The organism is Noviherbaspirillum phoenicis (genome assembly GCF_047237965.1).
Classification (GTDB): domain Bacteria; phylum Pseudomonadota; class Gammaproteobacteria; order Burkholderiales; family Burkholderiaceae_D; genus Noviherbaspirillum_A.
Genome location: NZ_JBDFLX010000001.1, coordinates 2,255,170 through 2,268,978 on the forward strand (window position 1 = coordinate 2,255,170; position 13,809 = coordinate 2,268,978).

Consider the following 13,809-nt stretch of genomic DNA (forward strand, 5'->3'; position numbering starts at 1 on the left):
TAAGGTGATACCGCGGCGGCCAGGCCGCCACGGTCGTTGCGGATCAGGAGTTCTCGAACTTGATGTTCTGCTTCTTGACCACCGATTTCGCCTTCTCCAGCTCGTACTTGATCTCGGCGGCATGCTGGGCCGGCGTATTGGCGGCCGATTCGGCGCCGTTCTGCTTGAGCTTGTCGCGCACGTCCGGCAGGGCCAGGACCTTGTTGGCCGCGGCGTTGAGGCGGGTGATGATGGCTTCCGGCGTCTTGGCCGGCGCCACCAGGCCATACCATGCCGGGTCGTTGACTTCCTTCAAGCCCAGCTCGGCAAAGGTCGGCACATTCGGCAAGACTTCCAGCCGCTTGGGCGCGGCCACCGCGATCGGACGGATCTTGCCGCTCTGGATATGGCCCATCGACGAAGGCAGGTTGTCGAACATCATTTCCACCTGGCCGCCGAGCAGGTCGATCAGCGCCGGGCCCGAGCCGCGATACGGCATGTGGGTGATGAAGGTGCCGGTCGAGATCTTGAACTGCTCGCCCATCATGTGCAGCACGCTGCAGACGCCGGAAGAAGCGTAGTTGAATTTGCCCGGATTCTTTTTCACCAGCTCGATGAACTGCTTGTAGTCCTGCGCCGGGAACTTGTTGGTCACGGTCAGCACGTTGGGCGTGCGCGCCAGGTTGGACACCGGCGCGAAGCTGGTGACGGGGTCGTATTGCAGGTTCGGATTGCAGGCGGCATTGACCGCGTGGGTGGAAATCGTGGAGATGCCCAGGGTGTAGCCATCGGGTGCGGCGCGGGCCACCGCGGTCGCGCCCAGCGCGCCGCCGGCGCCGGCGCGGTTTTCCACCACCACTGTCTGGCCCAGTTCCTTGGTCAGCTTGTCGGCAACGATGCGGGCCACGATGTCGGTGGTGCCCCCCGGCGCGAATGGCACGATCAGGGTCACCGGCTTGTTGGGATAGGAGCTATCGGCATGGGCGCTGGCGGCAAAAGCCATGGCGCAGGCGACTACAAGTTTCAAAGGTTTCATGACAGGTCTTTCCGCAAATGGCAATCATTTAACAAAACGGTCGCCATTCTAAGCCAAGCAGGAACAAAACCCTATCCGAAAACCGCAAGGATTCCCGATTTGCAAGCCGGCGCATGCCTACGCCGGCTTGCAATACCGGAACCGGTTCAGCGCCCGCGCTGGGTTGATGCGGCAATGCAGTCCACGCCAAGTACGTTGGCAGGAAGGGAAACCCCGCAACCGGCAACCTGCACTGCGGCGCCGGTTGCGGGCGTTTGCCTGGCGCCTGCACGCTGCATCGGATCGAGCAGGTTGACACGGGAAGTCAGGTTGGGTGGCTGGTCGATCTGCAGTGTGCCGCTGGCATAGCTGATCGCATAATTCTGGCTCTGCAGACCGGCCGGCGTGATGCGGTAGCTGCCGGGAAGCAGCGCCCCCTGTGCCGTACCACCGTAGCCAAGCTGGCCGCCGAGCACATCGGCAGTCTCGTCGCCTGCGAGGCCTGCAATGGCGACGCCGTTGCCGCCCTCGTAAGGGATGGCGTCGTAGGTCTTGCGAGCGCCGTTGGCGGTGACGGTCAGCGGCGCCGGTGAAATGGTGCTGCTCATGTTGGGCGAGAGCCTGAGCAGATAATTGTTGCCGCCGTTGCCGTCATTGACGGTGATGCCGCTGACGGTCACCGTCTTGTTGCCCGCGCCGGCATTGCGGTCGGCGAAGGCGAATGCGCCGCCGCTCAGGCTGTCGCCGGCATACAGCCTGCCCTCAACAATCGCGGCAGCCGCGCCGGGAGCATCGACCGTGCCGTCATAGGTCTTGGCCACATTGCCGGCGCTCACCGTGAGCACTGCCGGATTGATCGTGCTGCTGCGATTGGGCGCATAACTCACCTGGTAATTCCTGCCGCCATTGCCGTCGTCGACTGTGAAGCCGCTCACGGTCACCGTCTTGTTGCCGGCGCCGACATTGCGGTCTGTGAAGGCAATCAGGCCGTTGTCCGCCAGCTTGTCGCCGAACAGCGTGCCGCCCGACACGATGGGCGTTGCGGCGACGGCCAGGGTGCCGTCGTAGGTTTTGACGACGTCGTTCACACCGACCGTGAGCGCGGCAGGATCGATCCTGCTGGTCCTGTTCGGCACGATCGTCACGTCATAGTTGCTGCTTTCATCACGCGTATTGCCATCGATGATGCGCATGTCCTTGACGGTAACGGTCTTGTTGTTGCCGGCATTCCGGTCGGCGAAGCTGGCAATGCCGCTCACCAGGGAATCGTTTCCAAATATCCGGTCCTTGATGGTCACCGGAAAGCCACTGACCGCATTGGTGCCGTCGTAGGTCTTGACCACCTGATCGACGATGACATTGAAGGGTGCGCGGCTGATCCGGCTCGTGGTGTTGGGTCTGTAGGTGATCGCGTAATTGCCAGTGTTATTGTCATTGTTCGGTTTCAGGACGCTGACGCTGCTGATGTTGACGGTCTTGTTGTCGCCGGCATTCTGGTCGCTGAAGGTAAACACGCCGCCCGCCAGCGCGTCGTTGTTGTAAAGACGGCCATTGAGCGTGCGCACAGTACCGGCCGCCGACACGGTGCCGTCATAGGTCTTGCTGACATCGTCCACACCAAGCACGAGCGGCGCGGGATTGATGGTGCTGGTTTTGTTGTCTGCCAGCACAAGCGTGTAGTTCCTGCCGCCATTGCCGTCGTTGACTGTCACGTTGCTGACAGTGACTGTCTTGTTGCCGGCGCCGGCATTGGGGTCGGTAAAGGCGAATGTGCCGCCGACAAGACTGTCATCCTTGTAGAGCTTGTATAGCCTGGAATCGGCAACGGCCGCGGCGGCGCCAAGGGCGCTGTCGGTACCGTCATAGGTCTTGATCACATCCCTGGTGCTGACCACCAGCGGCGCGGGATTGATGGTGCTGGTTGTATTATTCAGCAGCGTCAGCGCGTAGTTATTGCCATCGTTTCCGTCAATCACTCTTACGTCTCTGACCGTGACTGTCTTGTTACCGCTGCCAGCATTGACGTCAGTAAAGGCGTATGTACCACCGACGACGCGATCGCCGGCGTACACGGTGCCCTGGGTGACTTGCGGACCGCCGCCAACCGCGCTGGGTGTCCCATCATAGTTCTTGGTGACATTTTCCGTGGTGACCGTCAGTGGCGCAGGGACGATCTTCAGATTGCCGCCTGTGATGTCATATCCCTGCTGCGTCGAAGACGGGGAATAGGTGCCCGCATCCCTGCCGGTCGCCGCAGTAAAGTCAAGCCTGGGCGCATCTGGCAGCGGTCCGGACTGTTTTTCACTGTTATAGACAGAGGTAAGCCCCCCTAGCGTCAGGTCCTGCATGAAACTGCGCAGCAGCGGCATGGTCACGCCGTCATAAATGCGCCATACCGCGGTGCTGCCGCCGGCGTTGCTGATGCTCCATCCGCTATTTGCAAACGTCCCCGTTGCCATCAGTTCCTTGCCGGTCCTGCCTACGCCAAAATCAGAATCGCCTTTAGAGCCAATCCCAGTACCACCATTGGCAATGGAATCAGTGTTCCAGTAGCTGGAAACTATTTTCGCCTTTGCTTCTGCCGCACCTATCAAACCGCCGACTGATAACGGATTGCTGCCAGTGACATTCATCGCTCCGCTTGCATAACTGTTGCTTACTTCCGCATCTCCCTGCATGTACCCGATCAGACCGCCCACATGTACCGGATTATTGCCAGGGATGTTTACCGAGCCACGGGCATAGCTGTCAGTTACTTTTGTTTTTTCCTGCGCGTAACCGACCAGGCCGCCTATTTGAACCGCCCCATCGCCGACTGCATTCACTGAGCCCGTGGCATAACTGTTTTTAATGACGCCAGTGTCCAGAATGACAATCCCGGTCAGACCACCTATGGTCTGACGGCCTGTTACGTTACCGACCGCATAGCTATTCTCGATCAAGCCGCCGTTCTGGCCGACCAGGCCGCCCACTTGTGCCATTTCTGCGGCATCCACATTTCCTTTGGCATAGCTGTTCCTGATTGTGCTCTGGATATTTATTCCCACCAATCCGCCAACTCCCAGAAGGGCATTGTCACCTTGCTTGACCGCGGTTACCTTGCCGGTAGCATTACTGTTGCTTACCGATGCACCATCCGTCATCCACCCAACCAGACCGCCTACGGCCTGTGTACCCGTTACGTTGGCCGCTGATGATGAACCATCGATATTGCCCGTTCCCAAATTTCTTCCCACCAAGCCACCTATGTTCCAGCCGTCGTCAGCACCGCCTCCAACCGTGCCGGTGACTGTGCCAGTGGAAGAAACATTGCTTATCCTGCCTAAATTTTGGCCTGCCAGTATGCCGACATCCACGCGCGCTGTGACGTCTGCATCGACCAGTTTGATATTACGAATGTCGGCAGTACTGGTGGTTGTGGCAAACAGTCCCGCTTGGGTATTTGCGGCGTAATTAATGAACAGGCCGTTGATGCTATGTCCTAGTCCCTCCAGGGTACCCCCAAAGTTTCTTATCGGCCTGAAACCCTGTTCAACGTTCCAGTTGCGGGTCTCTTTTGCATCGATGTCTGTACCTAGTACGTAATTTTCCTTGCCTCTCATACCTTGCAGGCTTGTGCCTCCGTTCACGTCACTTGGCAAACCAACGGTTGTGATGACTTTATAGGACTTCAACTCACTACCAAGACCCTGCCTTGTTGTGAATGTCGTGGTGTCGGCAAGGTTTATCTTGGCATTATTGAGGAAATACGTTCCTATGCCGTCCGAACTCTGGCCAGTCCACAGACTGAGGCCTGCGTCGCCTTTGGCTTCCATATCGGCATTGATATAGATGTTACGGTGCGCCTTCAGCGTAAGCTTGCCTGCTCCCTCCCATTTAACTGCGGCACTGACAAAGACGTCACCGCCCGTGCCAGGGGAGCCCTGTGTTGCAAGCGTCACCACCGCGCCGCCCTTGAGGGCATCCGTCAGCGTCTGATTGCCTATGGATGAGCTCGTTTGACCACCGCCTTCGACAATGGAAAAATCTTCGGGATCGATCAGCCAGCTGCCATTGACGCCTTCCCGGGCTCGGGCATGGACCCGTGCGCCATCCAGGATCTTCACTCTTGCAGCGCTGGTCTCCACCGCGCCGCCATCGCCTGACACCGGCGCCGACACATCGATCTGGCCATTCATCGTCAGCTGGCCGCGCTGCATGTCGCCCATCAGCCTGACCCGGCCGCTGACATCGTTGAGCGTCTGCGCCTCGATCACGCCGTCATGATTGACCAGCGCCGCACCGATGTTTTCCGCTGCCTTCGCCTCAAGGTTGACATTGCCGCCGTTGGCGCTGATGCGGCCGGTCACGCGGTTGTCGGCCAGCGCATTCAGGCTGCCAGTGTTGACCGTCACGGACATCAGGCCGCTGTCGCCCAGCTGGAGGGTGACCTTGTCGCCGGCCGACATCCAGGCATTGCCCTGTTGCGCCGATATGCCGCCCTCGTTGATGACCTGCGGCGCGATTAGCGCAACATAGCCGCCCGGACTGGCAGTCAAACTGCCCTGGTTCGTGATGCCGCCAGCGGCGCCGGCATTCTGCAGCAGCAGTTCCTTCCCGCCCTGCATGAAGCTGGCGGTGTCTATATTGAGGGTCGATGCCAGCAGCCCTTGCGCATTGACGGTGGCGCCGGCGCCGAACAGCACGCCGTTCGGGTTCAGGATGAACACCTGGCCATTGGCGCTCAGGCTGCCGGACAGTTCGGTCGCGCCCGTTCCGACGACCCGATTGAGCGCAATGGCGGAGGCGCCAGGCTGCCTGAACACGATAGCTTCACCGGCCTTGCTCGAGAAGCTGTTCCAGTTGATTGCCAGCCTGGGGCTGTCCTGGGTAATGGTGGTGGTGGGGCCGCTTTGCGCGATGCCGCCGCTGCCGCCGACAATGCTTCCCCCGCCGGGCGCGCCATAGGCGCCGGGCGCCGCAATCAGGCTGAGCAGGGTCAGCGTTCCCGCAAGGCGGTAGCAGCCGGCAGACGGTGCAACGTGAAAGACCTGAACGGGTGTCGTGCGGGGCTGGGGCAGCGTGCCCGGATCGGCATGCTTCGGAGTGGAATGCAGAGAATGGTCGTTCAATTAAATCTCCGTGGAGGATGGGGCAATACGACAACTGGCATGCCGTGGCTGCGAAATGAACATGCCCATCAATTGGCCATGCATGGCGGATGGCCAACGTGGGAGCGGCTGAAAAGCGTTTTCCTTAAATTTTTCGATTTGCTTGTTTGTCTACAGAACGCTCAATTGGTGAATACGTGGAACTTGTAGTTCCATAAGAGCAATCAGGCAGGTCAGCCATTCGTTCCAGGAACAGAAAATCGTTCATGGCACGCACAAGATGGTTCTCATTACCCAGCCCGGCACAGCATTAAGCTGGCGCAAGGCCGCAGTCGCGCATCGTGGGATAAACATGAAGCAGCAGGCGCAGCATCGGCCATCTCGTGGCGGCCATGCCGGAACTGTCGGTAAGCTCCTACACGAGAATCGGAGAAACACGGGTATTGAAAATTTTGCATTTCAGAGATGATGGGATACGCAAAATTTGCAAAACCGATTACGACGGGAGAACCCCATGAACAATGGACTGAACGTATGCGGTGCAGTGCTGGGTGTGCCAGACAGAGAAAACCGAAACGTCACCCCATTCCAGGCCCAGAACGATGAGCAGGACTGCCTGCGCCCTGCCGCTGCGTCCGATGCCATGATGCGCTGCGGCGAACTGTACGGTAGTTCCGATTCCATGCAGCACTTGTACAAGCTCATCACCAAGGTCGCGCCCACGCGCGCCAACGTGCTGATCTGCGGGGAAAGCGGCACCGGCAAGGAGCTGGTGGCCAGCGAGATACACCGGCTCAGCAGGGAAAGCGACAAGCCTTTCGTTGCGCTCAACTGCGGCGCCATTTCCCCACAGCTGATCGAGGCCGAGCTGTTCGGCCACGAGCGCGGCAGCTTCACCGGCGCGGTGCGCATGCACAAGGGCTGTTTCGAGCGTGCCGCCGGCGGCACCCTGTTTCTCGACGAGCTGACCGAAATGTCGATGGAAATGCAGGTCAAGCTGCTGCGCGTACTCGAAACCGGCCGCTTCTCCCGTGTCGGCGCCGACGATGAAATCCATGTCAAGGTCAGGGTGATCGCGGCCACCAACCGCGACCCGCAGCAGGCGGTCGATACCGGCATCCTGCGCAGCGACCTGTTCTATCGCCTCTCGGTCTTCCCGATCTCGGTGCCGACACTGCGCGAGCGCGAACAGGACATCGAGTTGCTGGCCAAGGTGTTCCTGGCCAGGCTCAACGAGGAGGACGGCACGCGCAAGGTGTTTTCCAAATCGTCGCGCCGCTTCCTGAATGAATACCACTGGCCGGGCAATGTGCGCGAACTGAAGAACATGGTGCACCGCGCCTTCATCCTGGCCGACCAGGACGTGGACCTGGCGGCGGCGATAGGCGCCACCAAGCCGGTAGTGTCGGGCGTGGAAAGCGATTGCGTCACCTTCCCGCTGGGCAGCAGGCTGGCCGATGCCGAGCAGCGCCTGATCTTCGCCACGCTGGGCTATTGCGGCGGCAACAAGACGCAGACCGCGGAAGTGCTGGGCGTGAGCCTGAAGACGCTCTACAACCGGCTTAATGAATACCAGTCCAAGGTATTTACGGGCGACCCGGACCTGCAGGGCCGCGGGATGGGCGTAAACGTGAATTCGGGCGTCTGAAAACTTTTCAAGGGAAGCACTGTATTGTTTTCAAGCCAGCATGGAACATTTACAGAGATATAACAGAATTTATCTAACCCATTGATTCTTAAAGGAGGGAAGAGCTGGCCCACAGATTGCTATATTGTTCATGACCAAGGTCGAATGCGGGCTGGACAGTAATTCAAGGAAAGACTTTCCATCCCGGATTTTTAAGTCGTCAAACGCCGCGTCTGGCCGGAGACATTTTTCTTGATGTACTTTTTGGAGATCAAAATGAACTTTATTATCTGGATAGTGGTAGGCGGCCTTCTGGGCTGGGTAGCAAGCATGATCATGCGTACCGACGCACAACAAGGGATGTTCCTGAACGTTGTTGTTGGCATCATCGGCGCGTTGCTGGGCGGCTGGTTGCTGGCCCCTCTGTTTGGCACTGGCACCATTAACCAGAACGATTTCTCCATTAGCTCGCTGCTGGTTTCGCTGCTTGGCGCCGTGATCTTGCTGGCCATCGTCAATCTGTTCCGCCGCGGCAGCCCACGCTAAGCACGGAGGAATCGTTGATCTTCGGAAGAATACCCATCGGCTGGCTGGTCCGCCGGTGGGTTACCCCTTCCGAATGATCGTCATGCTTTCGTCCGCTCCCCTTCCTGTTCTCCCTCTGTTCTCCCTCTCCGTTTTTTCCTTCTGATCGTTTTGCTTTGGGTCGCCATTCGATGGCTGCCACGGCATTGATCGCGTGAATGGTGCCGTTGCAGTTGCTGCAGTGCTGCAGTTGCCGTTGCCGTTGCAGTTGCTTTTAAGTCCCGTTGAGCGCGCCGTGACGTCGGTGCGTGGAGCGGGAAAAGGTGCGGCGTCTGTCTGAGCCAAGCGTAGCTTGGCGAGTTTAGCCGCGCCCCGCTCCATGCATCGACGGCACGGGGACCCTCGCGCAGCGAGGGCGCGATCACCGGGTCGCCTTTTCTTGCCTACTTCTTTTGGCGAAGCAAAAGAAGTAGGTCGCCTGCCGGGGCGAACTCCCGGCCTGGTCATGACGATAGTGAGGTCGTGTTGCTTCACCAGCCGTAAAGATGTCACTGCGAAGCAGCAGTTGCTTTTGACGTTAAGCCATGGTCCAACGAGCACGTCAAAAACCACACCGACAGTGCTACCCTGGCCTTGCCGGATGACGCAAGGCGGCTGCACTGCCGTGGAGACAAGCCGGGAGTCCGTCCCGGCGGCCGGGTCACTTTTTTTGCTTCGCTGTATAGACCGGGGACATAGGTTACACATGTGCCGGGACATGGGTAACAGATTTAATCGTGCTTTTCGGCATTGCGCAAGTCGATTTGGCCAAATCGCTGATGCGCAAAGTACAGGTCATAAATGCCGTCCTGGCCTGACAGGGCGCGGGCCGCAATACGATGCCTGTGCAAGGCGCTGGAGACGCGAAAGCTGCGCTTGTGGAACTTCACATGCCCGTTCCACCCGACGGTCTCCACCAGGTCTTCCTGCGGATAAACAATCTCTGGCAATCGCTCGGGATAGGCCAGACGGCTTTGCCGGAACCGGGTTACCGGCGTGGCCATGCCGATGGCTTCATGCGGCCGCTCGTTGTTGTAGATCATTCGCCAGCGGTCGAATGCGTTCTGGACCTCCTCAAGGTCAACGAAGTGACGCCCGTGCAGCACATCTGCCTTGAGCGTGCGATGGAAACGTTCGTCCTTGCCATTGGTCTGTGGATGAGCCGGACGACTGTGACTGATGCGAATGCCCAGCTGAATCAACCAGATGGTGAGCTTGGTGATGCCATGCTCGTGCTGCGACGGACTGCCCCATGGAGAACCGTTGTCAGCGTTGATCCGTACTGGCATGCCGTGATGGCGAAAGGCAGTTTCCAGAGCTGCCTGCACAGTGGCAGTGTCCGGGTTCAGGCAAGCCTGCAGGACGATGTTGTAGCGTGAATGATCATCCAGCACGGTCAGTGGATGACACGTGGCCTGGCCGGTCTGGAAATGGCCCTTGAAGTCGATCTGCCAGAGATCATTGGGCTGGGCATGCTCGAAGCGCTGCCAGGCGGTGCTGTTTGCGCTTGCCTTTTCTGAGATCAAGCCATGTCGATGCAGAATCCGGGTAATGGTGCTGGGGGTTGGCACCTGGATGTGACCCTGATTGAGCAGGCTGCGATGAATCTTGCGGCCGCCCCAGGTGGGGTGTTTCAGACGCACCTTCACTACCAGCTCTTCGTTTGCCTGGCTGGTACGCAGTGGCGTATTGCAGGGTCTGCGCGAGCAGTCCTGCAGGCCAGCAGGGCCCTGCGTCATGCTGCGTTCACGCCATTTGTATCCTGTCTTGCGACTGATTCCAAAACGCGTGCATAGGGCACTGAAGTTCACGCCATCCTGCTGCGCTAGCGCCGTAAATTCTTGTCGAAGGGTCATCATGTCAACGTCTTTCCAGGGCATGGTTAGAGAATCCTTTGGCTTGATATGGAATACGCCAAAGTGTTACCCATGTCCCGGCACAGTTGTTACCCATGTCCCCGGTCTATACACTTCGCCAAAAAAAGTAACCAAAAAAAGGCGACCCGGTGATCGCGCCCCGCTGCGCGGGGTGCCCGTGCCAGCGGTACCCGGAGCGGGGCGCGGCTAAACTCGCCAAGCTGCGCTTGGCTCAGACAGACGCCGCACCTTTTCCCGCTCCGGGCACCGCTGACACGGCGCGCTCAACGGGACTTAAAAGCCACTGCAACGGCAACTGCAACCACAACGGCAACGGCAACGGCAACGGCAACGGCAACCGCAACCGCAACCGCAACCGCAACCGCAACCGCAACCGCAACCGCAACCGCAACCGCAACCGCAACCGCAACCGCAACCGCAACCGCAACCGCAACCGCAACTGTCGCTGCGCGTACGTCAAAAGCAACAGCAGAAGCAACCGCAGGCCCCCTCCCGCTAACCCGCGCTGCGCTTCTGCGCCTCCTCCGCATACAGTTCCTTCTTCGACAGCTTGCCTACCGGCGTCTTCGGCAAGGCCTGCCTGATCTCCAGCGCCTGCACCATTTCATGCTTGCCCAGGCGGGACTTCAGGAAAGCCTGCAATTCTTCCAGGGTGAAGCCGGCACCCCCCTGCTTCAAGGTAACGAAAGCCTTGGGCGACTGGCCACGGTAGGCGTCAGGCACACCGATCACGCTCACCTCCGATACCGACGGATGCTCGTAGATCGCCTCCTCCACCACGCGCGGATAGACGTTGTAGCCGCTGCACAGAATCATGTCCTTGGTGCGGTCGACGATGTAGACATAGCCGTCCTGGTCCATGTAGCCGACGTCGCCGGTGCGGAAGAAACCGTCTTCCGTCATCGACTCGGCGGTCGCTTCCGGCTTGTTCCAGTAGCCCTTCATCACATTCGGCCCCTTGATGCACAGTTCGCCGCGCTCGCCCTGCGGCAGGGTCACCGCCGGATCGTCGACGCTGATGAACTTCATCGTCACGCCCACCGTCGGCAGGCCGCAGGAACCGGCACGCTGCGGCACATGGGCCGGGGTGAAGGTGCCGGTGGGCGAGGTCTCGGTCATGCCCCAGCCTTCCAGCAGGCTGCAGCCGGTGGCCTGCTGGAAGCGCTGGTTGACTTCCACCGGCAGCGGCGCGCCGCCCGAGCCGCAGAACTTCAACGCGCTCAGGTCGTACTTGCCGGCGTCGGGATGATTCAGGATGGCGGTGTACATCGTCGGCACGCCGGGGAACACGGTGATCTTCTTGGCCGCCAGGTCCTTCAGCACCGCGTCGGCATCGAAACGGGTATGCAGCACGATCTCGGCCCCCAGGCGCAGGCCAAACAGCATGTCCACCGTCAACGCATAGATGTGGAACAGCGGCAGCACCGCCAGCACCCTTTCCTTGCCCTCTTCCAGCACACGCGGCTCGCCGCTGACGATGGCCATGATCTGGGCGACCGCCGAGCTCAGGTTGGCATGGGTCAGCATCGCGCCCTTGGGCAGGCCGGTGGTGCCGCCGGTGTACTGCAGCACGGCGACCGCGTCATGCAGGTTGGCCGGCAATGCATGGCGCTCATAGTGGCCGTCATTGTCGAGCAGGCCTGAAAACGGCATCTGCATGTCGTCGTCCTGCACCTCGGCCAGCATGCCGGCGCCCTGCAGGTGCGCGCGCACCGCCTGCGGATGGCCGCTCATTTCGTCCAGGCTGCCGACCACCAGCTTCTTCAGGCGGCTCTTGCCCATCAGGCCGCGCATCTGCGGATACAGCGCGGCCAGGTCCAGCGTCACCATGATGTCGCTGCGGCTGTCTTCGACCTTGTGCTCCAGCACCTTGGCCGCATCCAGCGGCGAGTAGTTGACCACGGTGCCGCCGGCCTTCAGCACGCCGAAGAAGCCGATCACGTAATGCGGCGTGTTGGGCAGGAACAGGCCGACATGCACGCCGGGCGCAACGCCCAGCTTCTGGAAGCCGGCAGCGGCCCGGTTGGTCAGGTCCTTCAGTTCGCGGTAGCTGGTCTTTTTGCCCATGAATTCCAGCGCGGTCTGCTCCGGCCAGCGCGCGGCGGCGTCGTCGAGGATCTGCTGCACCGGCATCGCCGTCAGCGGCGCGTCCCAGTGCACGCCGGGGGGATAGGACTTGATCCAGGGGTGTTGATGCATTCTGTTGTCTCCGTGTAGGTGTTCCGGGGTGGGCGGCATTCTTCGGATGCCTGTTGCGCCAGTGGCAAGCTTATCTCAAGCGGCCGAATGCAGAAAGGCAAAATGCCCTGCGCGCCGGAACCTGCCGCAGCAGGCGTGGCGCACAGGGCATTGTTCATGCCTCATGCTTCATCGAGAGTGGGCTTCAATGCGCCTTCATCGCCGCCTTGTGACGGGCCAGTTCCAGCCGGCCGATCTGGTTGCGATGCACCTCGTCCGGGCCATCGGCGATGCGCAGCGCGCGCGCGCCGGCATAGGCCGGGGCCAGGAAGGGGTCGGTCATGCCGCCGCCACCCTGCGCCTGGATCGCCCAGTCGATCACCCGGCAGGCCATGTTGGGCGCGGCCACCTTGATCATCGCGATCTCCTTGGCGGCGGCCTTGTTGCCCACCGTGTCCATCATCTGCGCCGCGTTCAGCACCAGGAAGCGGGCCTGGTCGATGTCGATGCGGGCCTCGGCGATGCGCTCCAGCGTCACGCCCTGCTCCGCCACCGGGCGGCCGAATGCCACCCGCGACAGGGTGCGCTTGCACATCTGGTCCAGCGCGCGCTCGGCCAGGCCGATCAGGCGCATGCAGTGGTGGATGCGGCCCGGCCCGAGGCGGCCCTGGGCGATCTCGAAGCCGCGGCCCTCGCCCAGCAGGATGTTGGAGACCGGCACCCGCACGTTCTCGAACACGGTCTCGGCATGGCCATGCGGCGCATCGTCGAAGCCGAACACCGGCAGATGGCGGGCGATGGTCACGCCCGGCGTGTCGCGCGGCACGATGATCATCGACTGCTGCTTGTGGCGGTCGGGGTTGTCGGGGTCGGTCTTGCCCATGAAGATGAAGACCTTGCAGCGCGGGTCGTTGGCGCCGGACGACCACCACTTGCGGCCGTTGATTACATACTCGTCGCCATCGCGCTCGATGCGGGCTTCGATATTGGTGGCGTCCGACGACGCCACCGCCGGCTCGGTCATGGCGAAGCAGGAGCGGATCTCGCCGGCCAGGAGCGGCGCCAGCCACTGCTTCTGGTGCTCCTCGGTGCCGTAGCGAGCCAGCACTTCCATGTTGCCGGTGTCGGGCGCGCTGCAGTTGAAGACCTCGGGCGACCAGATCGCGCGGCCCATGATCTCGCACAGCGGCGCATATTCCAGGTTGGTCAGGCCGGCGCCGTGGCGCGACTCCGGCAGGAACAGGTTCCACAGGCCGGCGTCGCGCGCCTTGTGCTTCAGTTCCTCGATCACACGGGTTGGCTGCCAGGCATTGCCGTTCCTGCGGTTGGTCTCCACCTCGTCGAAATAGCGCTGCTCACTTGGAAATACATGCTCGTCCATGAAGGCCAAAAGACGTGACTGCAGGTCCTTCACCTTGTCGCTGTACTGGAAATCCATGGGGTGCTCCCTTGCGTGATTGTGGGTTTGACTGGGTTGAC

The 13,809-nt window shown here is 60.7% G+C and carries 7 protein-coding genes; 2 read left to right on the plus strand and 5 right to left on the minus strand.

What is annotated here, in order from left to right:
* Positions 1-43: 43 nt before the first annotated feature.
* The gene (locus ABC383_RS10195) at positions 44-1,015 is read right to left on the minus strand and encodes a tripartite tricarboxylate transporter substrate binding protein BugE (RefSeq protein ID WP_413013666.1); all 972 of its coding nucleotides are present in this window, start codon (positions 1,013-1,015) and stop codon (positions 44-46) included.
* A gap of 146 nt (positions 1,016-1,161) precedes the next feature.
* The gene (locus ABC383_RS10200) at positions 1,162-6,105 is read right to left on the minus strand and encodes a YDG domain-containing protein (protein WP_413013667.1); all 4,944 of its coding nucleotides are present in this window, start codon (positions 6,103-6,105) and stop codon (positions 1,162-1,164) included.
* 493 nt (positions 6,106-6,598) lie between these two features.
* Between ABC383_RS10200 and ABC383_RS10205 the strand changes: the two genes are divergently transcribed.
* Both ABC383_RS10205 and ABC383_RS10210 read left to right on the plus strand, forming a co-directional pair.
* Positions 6,599-7,732 carry a sigma-54 interaction domain-containing protein gene (locus tag ABC383_RS10205; protein WP_413013669.1) on the plus strand — a complete coding sequence of 378 codons (1,134 nt, stop codon included), beginning with the start codon at positions 6,599-6,601 and terminating at the stop codon, positions 7,730-7,732.
* 255 nt (positions 7,733-7,987) lie between these two features.
* Positions 7,988-8,257: a GlsB/YeaQ/YmgE family stress response membrane protein gene (locus tag ABC383_RS10210; protein ID WP_194711649.1), complete on the plus strand. Its 270-nt coding sequence runs from the start codon at positions 7,988-7,990 to the stop codon at positions 8,255-8,257.
* Between the two features lie 749 nt (positions 8,258-9,006).
* Here the strand turns inward: ABC383_RS10210 and ABC383_RS10215 are convergent.
* The 3 genes from ABC383_RS10215 to ABC383_RS10225 all read right to left on the minus strand — a co-directional run bounded on the left by ABC383_RS10215 (position 9,007) and on the right by ABC383_RS10225 (position 13,768).
* Positions 9,007-10,155 carry an IS481 family transposase gene (locus ABC383_RS10215; RefSeq protein ID WP_413012297.1) on the minus strand — a complete coding sequence of 383 codons (1,149 nt, stop codon included), beginning with the start codon at positions 10,153-10,155 and terminating at the stop codon, positions 9,007-9,009.
* A 492-nt stretch (positions 10,156-10,647) separates the two neighbouring features.
* On the minus strand, positions 10,648-12,351 hold the full coding sequence (locus ABC383_RS10220) for a long-chain-fatty-acid--CoA ligase (RefSeq protein ID WP_413013671.1): 1,704 nt from the start codon (positions 12,349-12,351) through the stop codon (positions 10,648-10,650).
* Between the two features lie 184 nt (positions 12,352-12,535).
* Positions 12,536-13,768, minus strand: a complete 1,233-nt coding sequence (locus tag ABC383_RS10225) for an acyl-CoA dehydrogenase family protein (RefSeq protein WP_413013673.1) — start codon at positions 13,766-13,768, stop codon at positions 12,536-12,538.
* Positions 13,769-13,809: the final 41 nt, after the last annotated feature.